Origin of the sequence: Klenkia brasiliensis (assembly GCF_900100695.1) — a bacterium.
GTDB classification, from domain to species: Bacteria; Actinomycetota; Actinomycetes; order Mycobacteriales; family Geodermatophilaceae; genus Klenkia; species Klenkia brasiliensis.
Genome location: NZ_FNCF01000009.1, coordinates 82,086 through 104,011, shown reverse-complemented (window position 1 = coordinate 104,011; position 21,926 = coordinate 82,086). Strand labels below are relative to the sequence as shown.

Annotated in this window: 23 protein-coding genes; 19 read left to right on the top strand and 4 right to left on the bottom strand. The window is 75.6% G+C overall.

Annotated features, from left to right (window positions below; genetic code table 11):
• Position 1 precedes the first annotated feature (1 nt).
• Both BLT39_RS20955 and BLT39_RS20950 read left to right on the top strand, forming a co-directional pair.
• Positions 2–1,507 carry an aldehyde dehydrogenase family protein gene (locus tag BLT39_RS20955; protein WP_091068917.1) on the top strand — a complete coding sequence of 502 codons (1,506 nt, stop codon included), beginning with the start codon at positions 2–4 and terminating at the stop codon, positions 1,505–1,507.
• Positions 1,504–3,102 (top strand): GMC family oxidoreductase, encoded by a 1,599-nt coding sequence (locus BLT39_RS20950; RefSeq protein ID WP_091068914.1) that lies wholly within the window; start codon positions 1,504–1,506, stop codon positions 3,100–3,102. The genes BLT39_RS20955 and BLT39_RS20950 overlap by 4 nt, the downstream gene beginning before the upstream one ends.
• On the opposite strand, the gene BLT39_RS20945 is transcribed toward BLT39_RS20950, so the two are convergent.
• Positions 3,099–3,896, bottom strand: coding sequence for an enoyl-CoA hydratase/isomerase family protein (locus BLT39_RS20945; protein ID WP_207508282.1), 798 nt, complete (start codon positions 3,894–3,896; stop codon positions 3,099–3,101). The two genes, BLT39_RS20950 and BLT39_RS20945, sit on opposite strands and share 4 nt — an antisense overlap.
• Positions 3,897–4,041: 145 nt before the next feature.
• On the opposite strand from BLT39_RS20945, the gene BLT39_RS20940 reads away from it, so the two are divergent.
• Genes BLT39_RS20940 through BLT39_RS20920 form a run of 5 tightly spaced genes read left to right on the top strand, consistent with a single transcriptional unit; the run spans position 4,042 to position 8,879 of the window.
• Positions 4,042–4,818: an enoyl-CoA hydratase/isomerase family protein gene (locus BLT39_RS20940; protein WP_091068907.1), complete on the top strand. Its 777-nt coding sequence runs from the start codon at positions 4,042–4,044 to the stop codon at positions 4,816–4,818.
• Complete coding sequence (locus BLT39_RS20935; RefSeq protein ID WP_091068904.1) at positions 4,815–5,309, top strand: nuclear transport factor 2 family protein; 495 nt, start codon at positions 4,815–4,817, stop codon at positions 5,307–5,309. Before BLT39_RS20940 ends, BLT39_RS20935 begins: the two co-directional genes overlap by 4 nt.
• On the top strand, positions 5,306–6,868 hold the full coding sequence (locus BLT39_RS20930; RefSeq protein ID WP_091068898.1) for a class I adenylate-forming enzyme family protein: 1,563 nt from the start codon (positions 5,306–5,308) through the stop codon (positions 6,866–6,868). The genes BLT39_RS20935 and BLT39_RS20930 overlap by 4 nt, the downstream gene beginning before the upstream one ends.
• Positions 6,865–8,019, top strand: coding sequence for a TetR/AcrR family transcriptional regulator (locus tag BLT39_RS20925; protein WP_165640352.1), 1,155 nt, complete (start codon positions 6,865–6,867; stop codon positions 8,017–8,019). The genes BLT39_RS20930 and BLT39_RS20925 overlap by 4 nt, the downstream gene beginning before the upstream one ends.
• Positions 8,016–8,879: an SDR family NAD(P)-dependent oxidoreductase gene (locus BLT39_RS20920; RefSeq protein WP_165640351.1), complete on the top strand. Its 864-nt coding sequence runs from the start codon at positions 8,016–8,018 to the stop codon at positions 8,877–8,879. Before BLT39_RS20925 ends, BLT39_RS20920 begins: the two co-directional genes overlap by 4 nt.
• On the opposite strand, the gene BLT39_RS20915 is transcribed toward BLT39_RS20920, so the two are convergent.
• Positions 8,880–9,719, bottom strand: a complete 840-nt coding sequence (locus tag BLT39_RS20915) for a LysR family transcriptional regulator (RefSeq protein WP_091068892.1) — start codon at positions 9,717–9,719, stop codon at positions 8,880–8,882.
• 65 nt (positions 9,720–9,784) lie between these two features.
• Between BLT39_RS20915 and BLT39_RS20910 the strand changes: the two genes are divergently transcribed.
• Both BLT39_RS20910 and BLT39_RS20905 read left to right on the top strand, forming a co-directional pair.
• The gene (locus BLT39_RS20910; RefSeq protein ID WP_242658594.1) at positions 9,785–10,534 is read left to right on the top strand and encodes an SDR family oxidoreductase; all 750 of its coding nucleotides are present in this window, start codon (positions 9,785–9,787) and stop codon (positions 10,532–10,534) included.
• A gap of 66 nt (positions 10,535–10,600) precedes the next feature.
• Positions 10,601–10,813 carry a hypothetical protein gene (locus tag BLT39_RS20905; protein ID WP_091068885.1) on the top strand — a complete coding sequence of 71 codons (213 nt, stop codon included), beginning with the start codon at positions 10,601–10,603 and terminating at the stop codon, positions 10,811–10,813.
• A gap of 1 nt (position 10,814) precedes the next feature.
• Here BLT39_RS20905 and BLT39_RS20900 read toward each other — a convergent pair whose 3' ends face one another.
• The gene (locus BLT39_RS20900; RefSeq protein WP_242658593.1) at positions 10,815–12,125 is read right to left on the bottom strand and encodes an MFS transporter; all 1,311 of its coding nucleotides are present in this window, start codon (positions 12,123–12,125) and stop codon (positions 10,815–10,817) included.
• Positions 12,126–12,196: 71 nt separating this feature from the next.
• Between BLT39_RS20900 and BLT39_RS20895 the strand changes: the two genes are divergently transcribed.
• Entirely contained in the window at positions 12,197–13,165 is a 969-nt protein-coding gene (locus BLT39_RS20895) for a GlxA family transcriptional regulator (protein WP_091068879.1), read from the top strand.
• Here the strand turns inward: BLT39_RS20895 and BLT39_RS20890 are convergent, their stop codons facing one another.
• Entirely contained in the window at positions 13,166–14,662 is a 1,497-nt protein-coding gene (locus BLT39_RS20890; RefSeq protein WP_091068875.1) for an MFS transporter, read from the bottom strand.
• Positions 14,663–14,938: 276 nt separating this feature from the next.
• On the opposite strand from BLT39_RS20890, the gene BLT39_RS23440 reads away from it, so the two are divergent.
• The 9 genes from BLT39_RS23440 to BLT39_RS20845 all read left to right on the top strand — a co-directional run bounded on the left by BLT39_RS23440 (position 14,939) and on the right by BLT39_RS20845 (position 21,899).
• The gene (locus tag BLT39_RS23440) at positions 14,939–16,681 is read left to right on the top strand and encodes a DEAD/DEAH box helicase (RefSeq protein ID WP_278247026.1); all 1,743 of its coding nucleotides are present in this window, start codon (positions 14,939–14,941) and stop codon (positions 16,679–16,681) included.
• A 98-nt stretch (positions 16,682–16,779) separates the two neighbouring features.
• Positions 16,780–17,217: a hypothetical protein gene (locus BLT39_RS20880; RefSeq protein ID WP_091068872.1), complete on the top strand. Its 438-nt coding sequence runs from the start codon at positions 16,780–16,782 to the stop codon at positions 17,215–17,217.
• Positions 17,218–17,373: 156 nt separating this feature from the next.
• A complete protein-coding gene (locus tag BLT39_RS20875) occupies positions 17,374–18,810 on the top strand; it encodes an NAD(P)/FAD-dependent oxidoreductase (protein ID WP_242658592.1) in 1,437 nt (478 codons plus the stop codon).
• 4 nt (positions 18,811–18,814) lie between these two features.
• Positions 18,815–19,687, top strand: a complete 873-nt coding sequence (locus BLT39_RS20870) for a beta-keto acid cleavage family enzyme (protein ID WP_091068864.1) — start codon at positions 18,815–18,817, stop codon at positions 19,685–19,687.
• Positions 19,684–20,163 carry an SRPBCC family protein gene (locus BLT39_RS20865; protein ID WP_091068861.1) on the top strand — a complete coding sequence of 160 codons (480 nt, stop codon included), beginning with the start codon at positions 19,684–19,686 and terminating at the stop codon, positions 20,161–20,163. Before BLT39_RS20870 ends, BLT39_RS20865 begins: the two co-directional genes overlap by 4 nt.
• A 77-nt stretch (positions 20,164–20,240) precedes the next feature.
• Positions 20,241–20,561, top strand: a complete 321-nt coding sequence (locus tag BLT39_RS20860) for a putative quinol monooxygenase (protein WP_091068857.1) — start codon at positions 20,241–20,243, stop codon at positions 20,559–20,561.
• Positions 20,561–20,974 carry a cupin domain-containing protein gene (locus BLT39_RS20855; protein WP_091068852.1) on the top strand — a complete coding sequence of 138 codons (414 nt, stop codon included), beginning with the start codon at positions 20,561–20,563 and terminating at the stop codon, positions 20,972–20,974. The genes BLT39_RS20860 and BLT39_RS20855 overlap by 1 nt, the downstream gene beginning before the upstream one ends.
• 80 nt (positions 20,975–21,054) lie before the next feature.
• Positions 21,055–21,669 carry a DUF2975 domain-containing protein gene (locus tag BLT39_RS20850; RefSeq protein WP_091068848.1) on the top strand — a complete coding sequence of 205 codons (615 nt, stop codon included), beginning with the start codon at positions 21,055–21,057 and terminating at the stop codon, positions 21,667–21,669.
• Positions 21,666–21,899: a helix-turn-helix domain-containing protein gene (locus BLT39_RS20845; protein WP_091068844.1), complete on the top strand. Its 234-nt coding sequence runs from the start codon at positions 21,666–21,668 to the stop codon at positions 21,897–21,899. Before BLT39_RS20850 ends, BLT39_RS20845 begins: the two co-directional genes overlap by 4 nt.
• Positions 21,900–21,926: the final 27 nt, after the last annotated feature.

The following is a 21,926-nucleotide window of genomic DNA, read 5'->3' as shown; positions in this document are numbered from 1 at the left end:
CATGTCTCTCGTCGAGGACCGGGGCACCGCCGCCCCTGCGGACACCTTCCGCTCCACCGACCCCGCCAACGGTGCGCTCGTCGCCGAGTTGCCGGTGCACACCCCCGACGACGTGGCCGCCGCCGTGGCCCGCGCCCGGGACGCCGCCGCGACCTGGGCCGCCCTGGGCTTCGCCGGCCGGCGCACCCGGCTGGCCGCCTACCGCGGCTACCTTGCCCGCCGGATGCACGAGCTGGCCGACCTGGTGCACCGGGAGAACGGCAAGCCGCACGCCGACGCGCTGCTGGAGATCACCCTCGCCGTCGACCACCTGGCCTGGGCCGGCGCGCACGCCAAGAAGACCCTCGGCCCGCGCAACGTCAACCCGGGGCTGCTCGCGGCCAACCACCAGGCGGTGCTGGAGTACCAGCCCCTCGGCGTGGTCGGCGTCATCGGCCCGTGGAACTACCCCGTCTTCACGCCGATGGGCTCCATCGCCTACGCGCTGGCCGCCGGCAACGCCGTGGTGTTCAAGCCCAGCGAGTTCACCCCCGCCGTCGGCGTGTGGCTGGCCGAGGCGTGGGCCGCCGCCGTCCCCGACGTGCCCGACGCCCTGCAGGTCGTCACCGGTCTCGGCGAGACCGGGGCCGCGCTGTGCCGCGCCGGCGTCGGCAAGGTCGCCTTCACCGGCTCCGCGGCGACCGGCCGGAAGGTGATGGCCACCTGCGCCGAGACCCTCACCCCGGTGCTCATGGAGTGCGGCGGCAAGGACGCGATGATCGTCGACGACGACGCCGACGTGGCCGCCGCGGCCGACGCCGCCGTGTGGGGGGCGATGAGCAACGCCGGGCAGACCTGCATCGGCATCGAGCGGGTGTACGCCACGGCCGCCGTGCACGACGCGTTCGTCGCCGCCGTCACCGAGCGGGTCGCCGGGCTGCGCCCGGGCTCGGACGAGGCCGCCTCCTACGGCCCGATGACCATGCCGGCCCAGACCGAGGTCGTCCGCCGGCACCTGGACGACGCCACCGCCTCCGGTGGCCGCGCCGCGACCGGCGGCACCATCGCCGACGGCTACGTCGCCCCCACCGTGCTGCTCGACGTCCCGGAGTCCTCGGTGGCCGTGCAGGAGGAGACGTTCGGCCCCACCCTCACGATCACGCAGGTCGCCGATGCCGAGCAGGCCCTCCGGCTCGCCAACGCGACCACGCTCGGCCTGGGCGGTTCGGTGTTCACCGGGTCGGCCAAGCGCGGCATGGACCTGGCCCGCCGGATGCGCAGCGGCATGACCAGCATCAACTCGGTGATCGCCTTCGCCAGCGTTCCCGCGCTCCCGTTCGGCGGCGTGGGCGACAGCGGCTTCGGCCGCATCCACGGCGAGGACGGGCTCCGCGAGTTCACCCGCGCCAAGGCCATCACCCGGCAGCGGTTCGCCCTGCCGGTGCCGCTGATGAGCTTCGCCCGGCCCGAGAAGGCCGCCGACGCCCTCGCCCGCGTCATGGGTGTCGTGCACGGGCGCCACCGGTGAGCGACGCGTTCGACGTCGTCGTCGTCGGTGCGGGGTCGGCCGGGTGCGCGCTGGCCGCCCGGCTGACCGAGGACCCCGCGCTGCGCGTGCTGCTGCTGGAGGCCGGCGGCTCCGACCACGTCCTCGAGGTGCAGATCCCCGCGGCGCTGTACAAGACCTTCCGCACCCGCCGGGACTGGAACTACAGCACCGAGCCGCAGCCGGCCGCCTCGCAGCGGCGGGTGTTCTGGCCGCGCGGCAAGATGCTCGGCGGCTGCAGCTCGAACAACGCGATGATCTACATCCGCGGTGCGGCCGCCGACTACGACGAGTGGGCGCAGCTCACCGGCGACCCGGGCTGGTCCTACGACGCCGTCCTCCCGCTGTTCAAGCGGATGGAGGACAACGCGCGCGGCGCCGACGCCTTCCACGGCACCGGCGGCCCGCTGCGGGTGGAGGACCTGCGGTCCCCGCACCCGTGGAGCCGCGCGGTCGTGGAGTCCGCGGTCGCCGCCGGGTACCCGCGCAACGACGACTTCAACGGCGCGCAGCAGGAGGGCGCCGGGCTGTACCAGGTCACCCAGCGCCGCGGCCGGCGCTGGTCGGCCGCCGACGCCTACCTGCACCCGGCCGAGGGCCGGCCCAACCTCACGGTGCGCACCGGCTCCCACGTCACCCGGGTGCTGCTGGACGGCGACCGCGCCACCGGCATCGAGTACGTGGCCGACGGGCAGCTGGCGCAGGTGCACGCCGACCAGGTGGTGCTCGCCGCCGGCGCGATCGGCAGCCCGCAGATCCTGCAGCTGTCGGGCATCGGCCCGGCCGACCACCTGCGCTCGGTCGGCGTCGACGTGCACCACGACCTGCCCGGGGTCGGCGAGGGCCTGCAGGACCACCCGCTGGTGCCCACCATCTGGCACGTCCGCAGCGGCCGGTCGCTGTTCCGCGGCGAGTCGCCCTCGGGCTACGCCCAGTGGTTCGGCGCCCGCCGGGGCCCGCTGACCTCGAACCTGGCCGAGGCCGGGCTGTTCACCCGCTCCGACGACGCGCTCGCCGAGCCCGACCTGCAGTTCCACTTCCTGCCGGTCAAGTACTGGCAGCAGGCCCGGGTCGACCCCGACGTCGACGCGTTCACCGCCTGCGCCGTGCTGGTCCGGGTGGAGTCGCGCGGGTCGGTGCGGCTGCGCTCGGCCGACCCCACCTGGGCGCCGGCCATCGACGCGGGCTACCTGACCGACGACCGCGACCTCGAGGCGCTGGTGACCGGGGTGGAGAAGGCCCGGGACATCGCCGCGGTCGGCCCGCTGGCGGGGGTGCTGGCCGAGGAGTGGTCGCCGGGCGGCACCGTGTCCACCCGGGAGGGCCTGCGGCAGGCGGTGCGCGACACCCTGGAGTCGCTGTACCACCCGGTGTCCTCGTGCCGGATGGGCACGGACGACCTCGCCGTGGTCGACCCCCAGCTGCGGGTGCACGGCATCGAGGGCCTGCGGGTGGTCGACGCCTCGGTCATGCCGACGCTGGTGCGCGGCAACACCAACGCGCCCACGATGATGATCGCCGAGCGCGCGTCCGACCTCGTCCGGGCCGAGCTGGGCGCCGCCGTCGCGATGGCCTAGGGCCGGCGGGCCAGGCGCTCGGTGGCCCGGCTGGTGCCGGCGCGCAGCCGCTGCAGACCCTCGGCGACCCGGGTGGTGAACAGCCCGCGCTGCACCAGGTCGTGGGTGACCCGCAGCTCGTAGGCGGTGGCCGCCACGTGGTCCATCGGGCCCGCCCGCAGCGCCACCTCCTTGAGCACGGTGGTGAGCTCGGCGCCGTGCTCGGCGATCTGGCCGGCCAGCCGCAGTGCGCTCTCCCGCAGCTGCCCGACCGGCACCACCTCGTCGACCAGGCCCGAGCGCAGGGCCTCCTGCGCGTCGACCGGGTCGCCGGTGAAGAACATCCGGCGCGCCCGCTGCGGTCCGACCCGGCTCTGCAGGGCGTGGTAGAAGCCGTTCATCGCGTACTTGACCTGCGTCGACCCGAACACGGCGCTCTCCGACGCGATGGTGATGTCGCACATCGTGGCCAGGTCCATGCCGTAGCCCGGGGCGACGCCGGCGACCGCGGCCACGGTGGGCTTGCGGTAGTCGTAGAGGGCCACCATCAGCCGCATCGCCAGGTCGGTGAACCGGGTGCGGTCGACACCGGTGGTGCCCTCCAGGACGTCGAGGGCCCAGCCGGCGCAGAAGCACTCCTCGTCGCCGATGAGCAGCACGCAGGCGACGTCGTCGTCCCACGCCCAGTCCTCCAGCGCCGCGACCAGCTCCTCGTGCAGCTCCCAGCCCAGTGCGTTGCGCTTGGCCGGGTGGTCCAGCTGCAGCACGCCCACGCCGCCCTCGACGCTGGTCCGCAGGTACCGGTGCTCGGCCACGGCCGCTCCCTGGTCGTCCGACCGGCGGCCTGCCCGCCGTTCACATGGCGGCATGCAAGCCCGACGAGCGTCCCGGGTCAAGGCCTAGTCACCGTTCACTTGCTGCGCTAGCGTCCGCCGCGACCACCGACCAGGGGAGCCGCTCGTGGACGACCACTCGTCCGCCGTCACCGCCGTCACCGCCTCGGTGTCCGGCGGGGTCGGCACGATCACCTTCGACCGCCCCGAGCGGCGCAACGCGCTCAGCCTGGAGCTCTTCGGCGCCCTCGGTGACCACCTCGACGCCTGGCGCACCGACGACGACGTCGCCGCCGTGGTGCTGACCGGTGGGGAGGAGATGTTCTGCGCCGGGCTGGACCTGGACCTGCAGTCCGGGTTCACCCAGGAGACCCGCGCCGCCTACGCAGCGGCCTGCCTGCGGGTGTACGGCGGGCTGCTGGACTACCCCAAGCCCACCGTCGCGGCCTGCGCCGGCCCCACCCTCGGCGGCGGCTGCGACATCGCGGTGTTCTGCGACATCCGGGTCGGTGCGGAGAACGCCGTCCTCGGCTTCCCGCAGGTCAAGTTCGGCCTCACCCCCTACTTCTCCCCGCTGTGGAAGATCGTCGGGCTGAGCCAGGCCAAGCTGCTCACGCTCACCGGCGACCGAATCGACGCCGCCGAGGCACTGCGCATCGGCCTGCTCGACCGGCTGGTGCCCACCGGCACCGTGGTCGCGGCGGCCACCGCCGTCGCCGCCTCGATCGCGGCGACCAGCACCAAGTCGGCGATGTTCAACAAGGAGATGGTCCTGCGCTCACCGGCGATGGACCCAATCTCGGCGCTGTCCTTCGAGACCATGGCCTACCGGGAGATCATCTGGCACCCCGACGTCGTGGAGCGCATCACCGACGCGTTCGGCGCGATCCGGTCCACGCCGTGACCGGGGTCGACGCGGGCTTCCTGCGCACCTTCGCCGACGCGTGGATCGACGCCTGGAACTCCCGCGACACCGACACCGTGCTGGCGCTGCTGCACCCCGACGTCGCGTGGGAGGAGCGGGTGTTCTGGCCCGAGCCGCTGCACGGGCGGGAGGCCGTGCGGGCCTACGTCGACGCGATCTGGCGGGCGATGCCGGACTACCGCGTCGAGGAGGTGCAGCTGTTCACCGCCGTGGACGACGGCCGCGCGCTGGTGCTCTTCGAGCAATCGGGCCGGGCACCCGCCGCCCTGGGCACGGACGCCACCTTCCGGGTGCAGGGCTGCGACGTGTTCCTCGGCTTCACCGACGGCCTGCTGTCCCGGTACACCGCCGCCTTCGAGATCGTCGACATGCTCCGCCAGCTCGGCGCGCTGCCGCCCCGGGAGGGCCGCCGGGGCGGGGCGTACCTGCTCGGCCTGCTCACCCCGCCCGCAGAGAGGACCTCGGCATGACGACGACGTCGCCGGACCGGTACGACCCCCGCATCGGCCACCTGCTCGCCGGGCAGGCCGCCCGCACCCCCGACCGGGAGCTGTTCGCGTTCGGGGACCGGCGGGTGACCTACGGCGAGTTCGACGCCTGGGTGACCACCGTGGCCGCCGACCTGGTCCGCCGCGGCGTGCAGCGGGGCGACCGGGTCATGGTGCAGCTGCCGAACTGCCTGGAGGCCCTCGCGCTGCAGGTCGCCGCGTTCCGGATCGGCGCGGTGGACATGCCGGTCATCCCGATCTACCGCGAGCACGAGATGCGCCAGATCCTCGACGACGCGCGGCCCGCGGTGGTCGCCGTCGCCGACACGCTGGGCGCCCGCCGGCCGGCCGAGGAGACCGACGCCATCTTGGCCGACCTGGGCCACACCCCCGTCGCCCGGTACCTGGTCGGCGGCACCCGCGCGGGCTGGACGGCGCTGCCGGCGACCGGGGAGGTGCCGACCACCGAGCTGCCCGAGCCGCTGGACCCCGACGAGCCCACGCTGCTGCTCTACACCTCCGGCACCACGTCGGCCCCGAAGGGCGCCCTGCTCTCCAGCGCGGCGCTGCTGGCCCACCTGCGCGCCTTCCAGGTGGCGCTGGACGTCGACGAGGACTGCGTCGTCCTGTGCGCGACCCCGCTGTCGCACCTGGGCGGGTTCGTCGCCGGTGTGGTGTTCCCGGCCTTCCTGGGCGCCCGGTCGGTGATCATGCCGGCCTGGCAACCGGACGAGGCGGTGGCCGTCATCGAGCGGGAGCGGGCCTCGCTGGCGATGGGCGCGACGCTGTTCCTCGCCGACCTCGTGCAGCGCTACGAGGCCGGCGCGGGGGCCGGGCACCGGTTGGACCTCTACGCCTGCGCGGGCGCGGCGATCCCGCCGGTGGTGGTCCAGCGCGCCGAGGCCGTCGGGGTGCGCGCCATGCGCTGCTACGGCATGACCGAGACCGCCGGTGTCTGCGCCGCGGCCCCCGAGGACGCCCCGGTCGAGCGCAGGTCGCTGTGGGACGGCCGGGTGCTCCCGGGGATGGAGATCCAGGCCGTCGGTCCCGACCGTGCGCCGCTGCCCCCGGGCACGGAGGGCGAGCTGCGCATCCGCGGCCCCCAGCTGCTCACCTGCTACACCGACCCGCAGCGCACCGCCGAGCAGATCGACACCGAGGGCTGGTTCTACCCGGGCGACGTCGGCGTCGTCGACGAGGAGGGGTGGGTGCGGATGTCCGGGCGGCTCAAGGACATCGTCGTCCGGGGCGGGGAGAAGTTCTCCACCCTGGACATCGAGTCCGCCATCGCCGCCCACCCGGACGTCGCGGCGGTCGCGGTGACCGCGGTGCCCGACGAACGGATGGGCGAGGCCGTCGGGGCGTGGCTGGTCCTCGCCCCGGGTGCGGAGTGGACCGGGCCGGAGGGCATCATCGGCCACCTCGAGGAGGTGCGCATGGCCCGGGCCAAGTTCCCCACCCACTGGACCGTCGTCCCTGCGCTGCCGGCCACCGCGAGCGGCAAGATCCAGAAGCACCGGCTGCTCGAGCCGGACCGGTGACCCGGCCGCTCCCGCGCACCCGGCTCCCCACCGCGCAGCGGCGGGCCCAGCTGGCCGACACCGCCGGCCGGTTGTTCCGGCTGCACGGCTTCCACCAGGTCTCGATGACCGACGTCGCCGGCTCGGTGGGGATCACCGCGCCGGCGCTGTACCGGCACTTCCGCGACAAGCAGGAGCTGCTGGCCGCCGCCGTCGACCGCGCGCTGGACGTCGTGGAGGAGGCACTGGCCCGGGCGCCGGGCACCCCGCTGCCGGCCTTCCTCGCCGTCGTGGCCGAGGCCGCGGTCGCCGAGCACGACCTGTGGGTGCTGCTGCAGCGCGAGCTCCGACACGTCGACGCCGTCCGCCGGGCGCCGCTGGACCGCCGTTTCGCCGCGCTCGCCCGCCGCTTCGCCGCGGCCGTCTCGGCCGACCGACCGGACCTGTCCCCCGCCGCGGTCCGGTTCGCCACCACCGCGGCGCTGGCCGTGCTGGGCAGCCCGTCAGCGCGGCGCCGGGAGCCCGACCCGGTGCGGCACGGCGTCCTGCTGGCCGCCGCCGCGTTGTCCGCCGCCCGGACCCGGGAGGCGGCCGGGCCGTCCGACCGCCCCGCACCGGTGCGGCCGGAGCCCGTGGGGCGCAGCGCGCAGCTGCTGGACACCGCCGTCCGGCTGTTCGCGCAGCGCGGCTACCCGGCGGTCAGCCTCGACGACATCGGCGCGGAGCTGGGCATGGCCGGGCCGAGCATCTACCACTGGTACGCCACCAAGGCCGACCTGCTGGTGGCCGCGTTCAGCGCGGCCAGCGCCCGGCTCACCGCCCGGCACGCCGGCCGTCCCGGCCTCGCCGAGCTGGTCACCGGCTACGTCGAGCTCGGCATGGCCGAGCGGGCACTGTTCGCGGTGTACGTGCTGGAGGCCAAGAACCTGCCCCCGGAGGCGGCCCGCCGGGTGCGGCACGCCCTGGCCGCCGACGTCGCCGCCTGGGTGGACGCGCTGACCGTCGCCCGGCCGGCCCTGGCCGAGGACCAGGCCACGGTCCTGGTGCATGCCGCCCGCGCGGTGGTCCACGACGTCGTCCGGCTGGGCCGCTGGCACTCCCAGCGCGGCACCGCGGCAGCCCTGCGGGCCACCGTCCACGCCGTGCTGGCCACCCCCGTGGTGGGCGGGTGAACGGGGCCGGACCGGTCGACCTCGCCGGGCTCCCCGTGGTCGTCACCGGGTCGACCCGGGGCCTCGGCCGGGCCTTCGCGCACGCGCTGGCCGCGGCCGGCGCCCGGGTCGTGGTGAACGGCACCGACCCCGACCGCACCGCGGCCGTGGTCGAGGAGATCACCACCGAGGGCGGCACCGCGGTGGGGCACGCCGTCTCCGTCACCGCGGCCGGCGCGGGCGACGCCCTGGTCGGTGCGTGCGCCGCGGCCTTCGGGTCGGTCGGCATGGTGGTGACCAACGCCGGCACCACCCGGGACCGGTCGCTGGCCCGGATGACGGACGCCGAGTTCGACGAGGTGGTCGCGGTCCACCTGCGCGGCACGTGGGACTGCAGCCGGGCCGCCGTCCGGGCGATGCGGGGCACCGGCGGCGCCGTGCTGCACGTGACGTCGGGTTCCGGGCTGTTCGGCACGGCCGGCCAGACCAACTACGCGGCCGCCAAGGCCGGCGTGGTCGGGCTGACCCGGGCGATGGACCTCGAGCTGCACCGGCACGGCATCCGGGTCAACGCCCTGGCCCCCGTCGCCGCCACCGGCATGACGGAGGTGTTCGCGACCGGCGCGGTGGCGCACGCGCTGACCTTCCCGCCGCCGGAGGCCGTGGCGCCGGTGGTGGTCTTCCTGGCGTCGGCGCAGGCGGCCCACCTGCACGGCCAGGTGCTGTCCTTCGACGGGACGCAGCTGTCGGTGTGGACCCACCCGGCGCCGGCGACGACCGAGGAGAGGACCGGCTGGTCGGCCGCCGACTTCGCCGCGGTGCTCACCGACGACGTGCAGCAGCCCCGGCACCCCGACCGCTGGGGCACCGGGATCCGCTGATCAGAGCCGCAGCGCGGTGGCCACCAGGTCGGCGACCGGGCGGGAGCGGCTGTGCGGCGGCCAGGCGATCACCGTCGTCACCCGCGCCGCGTCGCGGACCGGCACGGTCACCACGCCCTCGGGCAGCTGGGAGCGGACCGACTCCGGCAGCACGGTGTACGTGCGGCCGAGCTGCACGAGCTGCAGCAGCTGGGCGTGGTCGCGCACCTCGGGCCCGGGCCCGGCCGGGCGGCCACCGGGGCCGCTCCAGCGCGGGGGCGGCAGGCCGGGCAGGTCGTCGAGGTCGGCCAGGGACACCTCGGTCCGCCCGGTCAGCGCGTGCCCGGCGGGCAGGACGGCGACCTGGCCCTCGGTGCCCAGCTCCTCGGTGTCCAGGCCCGCGGTGGTGTCGAAGGGCAGGTGCAGCAGCGCGACGTCGGCCCGGCCGTCGCGCAGCGCCGGGCCCTGCTCGCCGACCGCGCACAGCAGCACCTCCACCGGCACCGCACCGGGCTCGGCGGCGTAGGCGTCCAGCAGCTTGGCCAGCAGCTCCGCCGACGCGCCGGCCTTGACCGCCAGCACCACGCCCGGCCGGTCGGCCGCGCCGGCCCGGCGGGTGCGGCGCTCGGCGGCCTCGACCGCGGCCAGCGCCGCCCGGCCCTCGGCCAGCAGCACCTCCCCCGCCGGGGTCAGCGCGACCGACCGGCTGGACCGGGTCAGCAGCGGGGCGCCCAGCCGCCGCTCGAGCTGGGCCACGGCCCGGGACAGCGGGGGCTGCGCCATGCCCAGCCGCTGCGCCGCGCGGCCGAAGTGCAGCTCCTCGGCGACCGCCACGAAGTAGCGCAGCTCCCGGGTCTCCACGCCGACCGACGCTACGCCGAGGTCGATACCCGCCGGGTATCGCCGGGTACCCGATCGGTGCTGGCGTGGCACCGCCGACCGGGACGACGCTGACGGGCATGACGACGACGGCGCTGGTGACGGGCGCGAACAAGGGCATCGGGTACGAGATCGCGGCCGGGCTGGGCCGGCTGGGCTGGGCGGTGGGCGTGGGCGCCCGCGACGACGCCCGGCGGGAGGACGCCGTGGCCCGGCTGCGGGCCGACGGGGTGGACGCCTTCGAGGTGCCGCTGGACGTCACCGACGACGCCAGCGTCGCCGCCGCCGCGGCCCTGCTCGAGGAGCGGGGCGGGTTGGACGTGCTGGTCAACAACGCCGGGGTGACCGGGGGCGGCGAGCAGCTGCCGAGCACGGTCGACATGGACGCCGTCCGCGCCGCGGTGGAGGTCAACGTGTGGGGCGTGATCCGGCTGACCAACGCGGTGCTGCCGCTGCTGCGCCGCTCGCCGTCCCCGCGCATCGTGAACGTCTCCAGCGGGGTGGGGTCGTTGACCCGGCAGGCCGCGGACGACGGCAGCACCGGCCCGCTCTCGGCGGCGTACTCGCCCTCCAAGACCTACCTCAACGCGGTCACCCTGCAGTACGCCAAGGAGCTGAAGGACACCCCGATCCTGGTCAACATGATGTGCCCGGGGTTCGTGGCCACCGACCTCAACGGCCACCGCGGCACCCGCACCCCCGCCGAGGGCGCGCAGAGCGCGATCCGGCTGGCGACGCTGCCCGACGACGGGCCCACCGGCACCTACTCCGACGACGACGGCCCCGTGCCCTGGTGACGTCCACCGCGCGGGGCGGGGCGGGGGGCGGGAGCATGGACGGTCCCCGACCCCTGGAGGCTCTCCGTGTGGCTGTTCCTGACCCGTCGCCTGCGCATGTGGCTGCTGCTGAGCGTCGGCGCGCCGCTGCTGGCCAAGCTGCTCCAGCGGGTCGGTGACTCCCTCGAGCGGCGCACCGGCCAGACCACCCTGACCAAGGCCCTGCGGCAGGGCGGGCAGTTCATCGACTCCCGCCGCCGCGGCGCCCGCCGGGAGGCCCGCCGCTCCGGCCGGCGCTGACCTACCCCCGCACGACCGCGTCCGCCGCGGCCGCCCCCTCCTCGGCGGGGGCGGTCGCCGGGCGGGCGCGCCGGATCGAGATCGACAGCCCGGCGGCCACCAGGCACAGCAGCGCGGCGCCGTACCAGGCGCTGTCGTAGCTGCCCGTCACGTCGCGGACCACGCCGGCCGAGTAGGCCGCCGCCGCCGAGCCGAGCTGGTGGCTGGCGAAGACCCAGCCGAACACCACCGGTGCCCGGGCCCCGAAGTGCTGCCGGCACAGCGCCAAGGTGGGGGGCACCGTGGCCACCCAGTCCAGGCCGTAGAACACGATGAACGCGATCATCGACGCCTGCAGGTCGCTGCCGAACAGCGGCGGCAGCAGGAACAGCGACAACCCGCGCAGCGAGTAGTAGGCCAGCAGCAGCAGCCGGGGGTCGACCCGGTCGGTCAGCCACCCCGACGCGATCGTGCCGGCGATGTCGAACAGCCCGACCAGCGCCAGCAGCGAGGCCGCGGTCGTCACGGGCATGCCGTGGTCGTGCGCGGCCGGGATGAAGTGCGGCTGCACCAGCCCGTTGGTGGTCGCCCCGCAGATGGCGAACCCGGCGGCCAGCAGCCAGAACACCCGGGTGCGGGCAGCCAGCGCCAGGCCGGCCAGCGCCGTGCGCGCCGCGTTGCCGGTGGTGCGCGGCGGCTCGTCGGCCGCCGTCCCCCCGTAGGGCACCGCGCCGACGTCGCTGGGCCGGTCGCGCAGCCACCAGGCCACCAGCGGGACGACGGCCAGCGCGGCCGCCGTCGTGCCCAGCGCGGCCGGGCGCCAGCCGTGCGCGGCCGAGATGGTCGCGACCACCGGCAGGAAGACCAGCTGCCCGGCGGCCCCGCCGGCGGTGAGCACCCCGGACACCAGGCCGCGGCGGGCGACGAACCACCGGCCGGTCACCGTGGCCACCAGCGACATCGCCATCGACCCGGTGCCCAGCCCGACCAGCAGGCCCCAGCACAGGATCAACTGCCAGGGCGCGGTCATGAACACCGTGAGCCCCGAGCCGACGGCGACCACCAGCAGCGCAGCCACGACCACCCGGCGGATGCCGAAGCGCTCCATCAGCGCGGCGGCGAAGGGGGCGGTGAGGCCGTAGAGCGCCATGTTCAGCCCGACCGCGGCCGAGATGGTCGAGGTGGACCAGCCGAACTCGGCCTGCAGCGGCTCGATGAGCACCCCGGGCACGGCCCGGAACGCCGCGGCGCCGACGAGGGCCAGGAAGGTCACCCCCGCGACCCACCAGGCGGGGTGGACGCTGCGTCCGGTGGCGGTGGCTGCGGTGGTCACGGCGGAGAGCATTCCTCGCGGGCGCACCCAGCACCAGTGGCCGGGCAGCCACGGTGTGCAAGGATCCGGCCATGCCCGGTCCTGCGCCGCACGAGGTGGCCGTCCTGGCCCTGGACGGCGTCGTGGGGCTGGAGCTGGGCCTGCCCCACCGGCTGCTCGGCATCGCCGAGGACGCCGACGGGCACCCGCTCTACCGGGTCCGCACCGCCACCGTCGACGGCGCCCCGGTGCGCGCGGCCGACGGCTGGTCGGTGCTGGTCGACCACGACCTCTCCCTGCTCGACGAGGCGGCGACGGTGGTCGTCCCCGGCACGGAGCACGCCGAGGTGCTGCGCACCGGTCAGGTCGACCCCCGGCTGGCCGCGGCGCTCCGCACGGCGGCCGGGCACGCCCGGCTGGTGTCGCTGTGCACCGGGGCATCGGTGCTGGCCGCCGCCGGGCTGCTCGACGGCCGGCCCGCGGCCACCCACTGGCGCGACACCGAGCGCTTCCGCGAGCTGTTCCCGCAGGTGCACCTGGACCCCGACGTCCTGTTCGTCGACGACGGCGACGTGCTCAGCTCGGCCGGCGTCGCGGCCGGGGTCGACCTGCTGCTGCACCTGGTGCGGCGCGACCACGGCAGCGACGTCGCCACCGCCGTCGCCCGGCGCAACGTCGTCGCCCCCTGGCGGGAGGGCGGGCAGACCCAGTTCGTCGCGGCCCCGCTGCCCCCGGCGACCGGCTCGGGGACGGCGGCCACCCGGGCGTGGGCGATGGACCGGCTGGCGCAGCCGCTGACCCTGGAGCAGCTGGCCGGGCACGCCGCGACCAGCGTGCGCACCTTCACCCGCCGCTTCCGCGCCGAGACCGGGCTCAGCCCGCAGCGCTGGCTGGTGCAGCAGCGCGTGCAGCGCGCCCGCCACCTGCTGGAGTCCACCGACCTGCCCGTCGACCAGGTGGCCGAGCAGGCCGGGTTCGGCACGGCGACCTCGCTGCGCCAGCACCTGCACGCCGCGATCGGGGTCGCGCCGCTGGCCTACCGCCGCACGTTCCGGGGCTGATCAGTCCAGCGCGGCGTGCCCGTGGTGCTCGGCGGGCTCCCGGTCGGCGCGGTCGGCCTTCCGGTCCCGCAGCCAGTCCGGCACCGCGATGACCAGCGCGCCGAGCGCCCCGAGCACCGCGACGCCCAGCGCGACCCCGGCCGCGGTGGCGTAGTCCTGCCCCGTGGCGCCGAGCACGACGTAGAACAGCCCGGGCAGGACGGCGGAGCCCAGCGCGGCACCGAAGCGCTGCGTGGTCTGCAGCCCACCGCCGGCGGCACCGGCCATCCGCACCGGCACGTCGCGCAGGGTCAGCGTGATGTTGGGGCTGATCACGAACCCGCCGCCCAGGCCCGCGACGAACAGCGCGGGCAGCACGGCCCAGGTCAGGGTGTCCGGGTCCAGCGTGGCCACCAGGAAGGCGGTCACCAGCAGGCCGACCGAGACGACCGACAGGCCGATCACGGTGAGCAGGCGGCCGAACCGGCTGACCAGCCGCCCGGCGACCGCGGCCGACCCCGCGGCGCCGATGGCGAAGGGCACCACCGACAGGCCCGAGTGCAGGGGCGTCCAGCCCAGCCCGGTCTGGAAGTACAGCGCGAAGACCAGCCAGATGCCGCTGAACCCGATGAAGTAGACGGTGCCGACCGCGACGCCGGCGGCGTACCCCCGGGTCTGGGTGAGCAGCCGGACGTCGAAGACCGGTTCCCGGCCGCGGGAGACCACCCGGCGCTCCCACCGCACGAACGCCGCGATCGCGGCCGCGCCGAGCAGGAACAGCCACCACAGCCGGCGCAGCCCGCCGGACTCGGCCTGCACCAGCGGCAGCAGCACCAGCACCGCGCCCAGCCCGAGCAGCAGGGTGCCGACGACGTCGATGTCGGTGTTGGTGCCCGACGGCCGGCCCGTGGGCAGCAGCCGCGCGGCGAGCACCAGGGCGACGACGCCGATGGGCACGTTGACGAAGAAGATGGTCCGCCAGCCCAGGTCCTCCCCGAACAGGCCGATGAGCAGCCCGCCGACCACCGGGCCGGTCGCGGTGGACAGGCCCACCGTGGCGCCGAAGAGGCCGAACGCCTTGCCGCGCTCGGCGCCGCGGAACAGCTGCTGGATCAGCGCGGAGTTCTGCGGGGCGAGGAAGCCGGCCGCGACGCCCTGCAGCAGCCGCGCGGCGATCAGCAGCTCGACGGTCGGTGCCGCGCCGGCCAGGGCGCTGGTGAGCACGAAGGCGGCCAGCGCGACCAGGAAGATCCGCCGCCGGCCGAACGCGTCGCCCAGCCGGCCGGCCGGCACCAGGACCAGGCCGAAGGTGAGCGCGTAGCCCGAGACCACCCACTGCACGCCGGCCGCGGTGGTGCCCAGCGCCTCGCGCATCGACGGCAGCGCGACCGAGACGATGCTGACGTCGAGCAGGGTCATGAACCCGGCGACCAGCGTCACCGACAGGGCCCGCCAGCGGCGCGGGTCGGGCTCGTGGTCGTCCTGGGTCGACGCAGGTCGGCGGTCGGTCGCGGTCACGAGGGACCGTCCTACCCGGGGGCGCCCCCCTCACTCCCCCGGCCACCTGTGTGACCACCGACTCCCCGCGCCGTGGCCGGTGGCCGACCCCGGCGTGGCAGAGTGGGCCCAACCGGCGCCGCCCCCCGCTCGTCCTGGAGCGGGTGGAGCCGACGTCGGCGCAGAGGCAGCGCCACCTTGGCGCGCCGGCGACCCGACGTCCGACCGGACGGTGCGGCTCGAGGACGAGCCCCGCCCTGGCGATCGACGGTGGCCACCTTCCCGGTGAGGACACCCGTGACCCCGAACTCCCCCGACACCACCCCCGACGCGCACGGCGCGCGCCCCCGCCGCCGCGCCACCAGCCCCGCCGGCCCCGGCGGCGAGCGGCAGGCCCCCGCCTTCCGCCCCGCGGGCACCCCGCAGGCCACCGCCCGTCCCGAGACGCGGCACGAGGCCCGGCCCGGGTCCGCCCGCCCGGAGGCCGGCCCCTCCGACGGCGGGACCGGCGAGGGCCGCCGGCGTCGCCGCGGCGGCCGCGGCCGGGGCAACGGCCCCCGCCCGGAGCAGTCCGGCGCCCCCGTCGCCGGGACCGCGCCCGCGCCGGCCCCCGTCGTCCCGCAGCAGGCGCCCGCCACCGTGCTGCCGACCGACACCACCTTCGCCGAGCTCGGCGTCCCCGCCCCGCTGGTCGAGGCCCTGACCGCCTCCGGCATCACCGCGCCGTTCCCGATCCAGGTCGCGACGCTGCCCGACACGCTGGCCGGCACCGACGTCCTCGGCCGCGGCCGCACCGGCTCGGGCAAGACGCTGGCCTTCTCCCTCCCCCTGGTCGCCCGGCTGGCCGGCTCCACCACGAAGCGGCAGCCGCGCAAGCCGCGCAGCCTGGTGCTGGTGCCGACCCGCGAGCTGGCCAACCAGGTCGCCGCCGTCGTCACCCCGCTGGCCACGGCGGTCGGGCTCAAGGTCACCGTCGTGTTCGGCGGGGTGGGCCAGAACCCGCAGGTGCAGGCGCTGGCCGCCGGCGTCGACGTCCTCATCGCCTGCCCCGGCCGGCTGGAGGACCTCATCGGCCAGGGCCACTGCGACCTGTCCGCGGTCGAGATCACCATCCTCGACGAGGCCGACCACATGGCCGACCTGGGCTTCCTGCCCGGGGTGAAGCGGCTGATGGACCGCACCCCGAAGGTCGGCCAGCGCCTGCTGTTCTCCGCCACGCTGGACAACGGGGTCGACGTCCTGGTGCAGCGCTACCTGGACCGGCCCACCACGCACTCGGTCGACCCGGCCGTCGCCCCGGTGGCCACGATGACCCACCACGTCTTCCGGGTCGAGGCCGCCGACAAGCCGCAGGTGGTCAAGGAGCTGGCCTCCGGGCTGGACCGGGTGGTGCTGTTCACCCGCACCAAGCATCAGGCCAAGAAGCTGGCCAAGCAGCTCACCGCCGCCGGCGTCCCCGCCGTCGACCTGCACGGCAACCTCAGCCAGAACGCCCGCGAGCGCAACCTCGAGGCCTTCACCACCGGGTCCACCCGGGTGCTGTGCGCCACCGACATCGCCGCCCGCGGCATCCACGTCGACGACGTCGCCATCGTGGTGCACGTCGACCCGCCGGCCGAGCACAAGGCCTACCTGCACCGCTCGGGCCGCACCGCCCGCGCCGGGGCCGGGGGCACCGTGGTCACCGTCGCCACCCCCGACCAGGCCAGCGAGGTCCGCCTGCTGGCCCGCCAGGCCGGCATCACCCCGGAGGTCACCGCGGTGCGCCCCGGCGCCCCGCAGATCACCGCGCTGACCGGACCGCCGGCCCCCTACGTGGAGCCCGCCCCGGTCGCCCCGCCGCAGCCGCAGGGCACCGGCGGCGGTCGCCGTCGGAGCGGCGGGGGTGCCGGCGGTCGTGGCGGTGGCGCCCCGGCCGGCGGTCGCGGCCAGGCCTCCGGTGGTTCCGGACGGTCCGCCGGGCCGGCCCGCACCCGCGCCGAGCTCGCCGCCCGGGCCGGCCAGCAGCCCGCCCGGCCGCGCCGCAGCACCGGCCGCTGACCGCACCCGCCCGCCCGGGAGCCCGCAGGGGCGCCCGGGCGGGCGGCCGCGGTCTGGGGGAGGATCAGGTCCCCCACCCGCACGACGATCGAGGTCCCATGCGCCTGCCCATCACCCCCGCCGAGATCGCGCCGCGCCTGGCCACCGGGGCGTTCATCCTGAACTCCGGGCTGGGCAAGCGGCACGCCGACGAGGCCACCGCCGCCGGCCTGCACGGGTTCGCCTCCGGCGCGTACCCCTTCCTGCAGAAGACCACCCCGGCGTCGTTCGCCAAGACCCTCTCCACCGCCGAGATCGCCATCGGCGTGGCGCTGCTGACGCCGTTCGTGCCCACCGCGGTGGCCGGCGCCGCGCTCACCGGCTTCGCCGGCGGGCTGCTCGGGCTCTACCTGCGCACCCCGGGTCTGACCAAGCCCGGCAAGTCCGTGGCCCCCACCCAGGACGGCCTGCCGGTGTCCAAGGACGTGTGGATGCTCGGCATCGGGCTGGGCCTGCTCACCCAGGCCGCCGCCGCCCGTCGCGCCCGCCGCGGCTGACCTCCCGCCACCCAGGGCTGGCGCGCCCCGCCGCCCTGGGTGGAGGCTGTGCTCGACGTCGCACCGGCGCACCGGCGGGAGCCGGTGGCCGGCCCGGCTGGAGGACGGCGTCCGTGGGACGATGAAGACATCATGACGACATCCGGAGCTGCTGCTGTGACCACGAACCCGACCGCCGGCCGCCGTCCGCGGGTGGTCATCATCGGCTCCGGCTTCGGTGGCCTGTTCGCCGCCCAGCGGCTGCGCAAGGCCGACGTCGACATCACCCTCATCGCCAAGACCGGGCAGCACCTGTTCCAGCCGCTGCTGTACCAGGTGGCCACCGGGATCATCAGCGAGGGCGAGATCGCCCCGCCGACCCGCGACATCCTGAAGAAGCAGAAGAACGTCACGGTGATCCTGGGCGAGGTCGTCGACATCGACCTGGCCGACCACACCGTCACCTCGTGGTTGCTGGGCCGGGAGTCCACGTTCTCCTACGACCACCTGATCGTGGCCGCGGGCGCCGGGCAGTCCTACTTCGGCAACAGCCAGTTCTCCCAGTTCGCGCCGGGCATGAAGACCGTCGACGACGCCCTGGAGCTGCGCGGGCGCATCCTGGGCGCCTTCGAGATGGCCGAGGCCGCCACCGACCCGGCCGAGATCGACCGGCTGCTGACCTTCGTCGTCGTCGGCGCCGGCCCGACCGGGGTGGAGATGGCCGGCCAGATCGCCGAGCTGGCCCGCCGCACGCTGAAGAACAACTTCCGCAACATCGACCCGAAGTCCGCCCGGGTCATCCTGCTCGACGCCGCCCCCGTGGTGCTGCCGCCCTTCGCCCCCAAGCTGCAGGACAACGCCGCCAAGCAGCTGCGCGACATCGGCGTGGAGATCCAGCTCGGGGCCATGGTCACCGGCCTGGACGCCAACGGCCTGGACGTCAAGGAGGGCGACACCACCCGCCGGATCACCGCGGCCACCAAGATCTGGGCCGCCGGCGTGCAGGCCAGCCCGCTGGGCGCACTGCTGGCCCAGCAGTGCGACGTCACCGTCGACCGCGCCGGCCGGGTCGAGGTGCAGCCCGACCTGACCCTGCCCGGGCACCCCGAGGTCTTCGTGGTCGGGGACATGATGAGCCTGGACAAGCTGCCCGGCGTGGCCCAGGTGGCCATCCAGGGCGGCCGGTTCGCCGCCGACCGCATCGCCGCCACCGTCGAGGGCCGCCGGCACAAGGAGAAGTTCGAATACTTCGACAAGGGCTCGATGGCCACCATCAGCCGCTACAAGGCCGTCGCCGACCTCGGCAAGATCAAGGTCACCGGCTTCCTGGCCTGGGCCATGTGGCTGCTGGTCCACCTGGTCTACATCGTCGGCTTCAAGAGCCGCTTCACCACCACCTTCAGCTGGATCGTCTCCTTCCTCGGCAAGGGCCGCGCCCAGCGGGTGGCCACCCAGCAGCAGGTCTACGGCCGGCTGGCGCTGGAGAAGCTCGGCCCCGACTTCGAGGTCGCGCAGACCGGCGGCCTGCACGGCTCGGCCGCCGACCCGGTCGACACCGGCGACCCGGTGACCGAGCACCCCGCGCAGCGCACCGCCGACCGCACCGTCGCCTGACCCGGTGAGCGCGGCCCCCGTCTGGGTGGAGGTCGCGCTCAACGGCACCTGGGGCACCGCGCGGCAGCCGCTCGCCCCGGTCACCACCGAGCAGCTGGTGGCCGAGGCGGTCGCCTGCATCGACGCCGGCGCCGCCGTGGTGCACCTGCACTCGTTCGACGACGCGGGCCGGCCGCGCGAGGCCTACGAGCTGTACGCCCCGGTGCTGGAGGCGGTCCGGTCCGCCCGCGACGCCGTCTGCTACCCCACCGTGCCGATGGGCCCGGTCCCGGCCGCCGACGCCGCGGCCGGGCGGGAGCGCTACGCGGTGGTCGACCGGCTGGCCGCCGCGGGGTTGGCCGAGTGGGCCGTCGTCGACCCCGGCTCGCTGGTCGTGGCCACCGCCGAGGAGCTCGCGGCCGGCGGCGACGGGTTCCTGTACGCGAACGGGGCCGCCGACGTCCGCGCCGGGCTGGAGGTCTGCGCCCGGCACGGGCTGGTGCCGGCCTTCGCGGTCTACGAGCCCGGCTTCACCCGGCTCGGCGCGCTGCTCCGCCGCCCCGACGCACCGCGGCCGGTGCACCGGTTCATGTTCAGCGACACCTTCGGCTTCGGCTTCCCGCCGGCGGAGTGGGCGCTGGACGCCCACCTGCGGCTGCTGGAGCTGTGCGACCCCGGCGCCCCGTGGATGGTGGCCGGGCTCGGGGTCGAGCTGGGCGAGCTGGCCGACGTCGCGGTCGAGCGCGGCGGGCACGTGCGCGTGGGTCTGGAGGACGCCCCGCTGGGCTGCCGGCGGACCAACGTGGAGCTCGTCACGGCCGCCGTCGCCCGCATCGGGGCAGCCGGGCGGAGGGTGGCCACGCCGGCCGAGGTCCGGGCCGCCACACTCGGGGCATGACCAGCCTGACGCTGTCCGACTCGATCGTCGTCGCCGCCTCGCCCGAGGAGGTCTACGACCTGGTCTCCGACGTCACCCGCACCGGCGAGTGGAGCCCGCAGTGCCGCGCGTGCTGGTGGGAGCCGGGCGCCACCGGTGCGGTCGGGGACCACTTCGGCGGCCGCCAGGAGACCCCCGAGCGCACCTGGGAGACCCGGTCGCGGGTGGAGGAGGCGCAGCGGCCGCAGGCGTTCGCGTGGAGCGTGAACGAGCGCAAGGTGCTGTGGCGCTACGACCTGGAGCCGGTCGAGGGCGGCACCCGGCTGACCGAGTCGTGGGAGTTCCTCGACGCCGGGCAGCAGTTCATGGCCGAGAAGTACGGCCCCGACGCCCAGCGGGAGATCGACACCCGGCAGCAGGCCGCCCGCTCCGGCATCCCCGCCACGCTCGCGGCGATCAAGCAGATCGCCGAGCAGGGCACCGTGTCGCAGAACTGAGACACCCGTCCGGTTGTGCACGTCCGGGCGGGGCGGTGAGGTGGTGCCGACCACACCGCCGAGCACTGGAGCCCGCGATGCCCACCCCCACCGACGACCGCCGTGACCTCCTCACCGTGATCGCCTACATGAAGGCCGCCCCCGGCAAGGCCGACGAGCTCCGGGCCGGCCTGCAGGACCTGATCGAGCCGACGAGCAAGGAGGAGGGGTACGTCAACTACGACCTGCACGAGGCCGTCGAGGAGCCGGGCACCTTCTTCTTCTACGAGAACTGGGAGACCCCGGCGCACCTGGACGCGCACCTGGCCACTCCGCACCTGGTCGAGTTCGCCGGCCGCATCGAGGAGCTGCTGGACGAGAACGGTCTGACCATCACCCGGCTCAAGCGGATCGCCTGATGGCCCTGGACGTCCGGGTCATCGGGCCCGAGGAGCGCGACACCCGCACCGCGCAGACCCCGGGCCTGCAGCGGTTCGCCGCGGTCTGCGCGGACAAGACCGGGTCGTCGGAGCTGTGGATGGGCTACGCCGTGCTGGAGCCGGGCGGCAAGACCGGCGTGCACCACCACGGTGAGTCCGAGACCGCGATCTTCGTGATCAGCGGGGTGACCCGCTGGTGGGTCGGCGAGGAGCTCGACGACGTCCGGGAGGCCCGGGCCGGGGACTTCGTGTTCATCCCGCCGGGCATCGTGCACTGGGAGCAGAACGCCAGCGACACCGAGCCGGTGGAGATGATCGTCGCCCGCAGCACGCAGGAGGCGATCGTCGTGGCCGTCGAGGGCCACCCGCACCGCCCCGCGCACGCCAGCTGAGCCGGTGGGGCCGGGACTCCCCCGGCCCCACCGGCAGCACAACGCTTGTCGTTGGTATCGACTGTCGTTACGGTGCCCGCATGACCCGCCCCCTGCTGGGACCGCGCACCTCCCGCACCCTCTCGCTCGCGCTCGTCGGCGGGGCCGTCCTGGCGGTGGCGGGCACGGTCCACCTGGTGGGGCAGACCGTCGCCACGGGGTCGGTGACCGCATCGGCTGCCCTGTCCGACCGCGTGCGGCTGCAGCTCGACGAGTCCCTGGCGCTCCCCGACGGGCTGGGCCTCGCCGGGTACCGGATCCCGGTGTCGGTGAACACCGACGACCTGCCCCTCGGCGTCCGGCTGCTGGTGGTCCTGGGCACCGTGCTGCCGTGGGTCTGCGCGGCGCTGGCCGCGCTCGCCCTCGCCCGCGTCTCCTGGAGCCTCGGGTCGGCCGACCCGTTCCGTCCGGGGAACGCGAGGGCGCTGGCCTCCGTCGCCGCGCTGTGGGTGGTCGGCAGCTACCTCGCCCCGTGGGTGGTGCACCTCGCGTCGGTCCGGGTGCTCGCCGCGGCGGGTGCCCCGGCCGGCCTGGACCCCGCCGACAGCACGGCGTCGCTGGTGGTCACCTGGTTCGGCCTGCTGCTCGTGCTGGCCGTCGCGGAGGTGTTCCGGCGCGGCGCCCGGCAGGCCCACGACGTCGCCGGGCTCGTGTGAGCGCGGCCGACGACGACCGCCCGCACCGGGTGACCTGCCACCTGGACCGGTTGCTGGGTGCCCGGGGCATGACCCTCGTGGAGCTGTCCGCGCGCACCGGCGTCTCCACCGTCAACCTGTCGGTGCTGAAGAACGACCGCGCCCGGGCGGTGCGGTTCAGCACGCTGACCGCGGTCTGCGACGCCCTGGGCTGCCAGCCCGGCGACCTGTTCACCGTGCACCCCGGCTGACCCCCGCCGGCCCGCGGCTACGGTGCG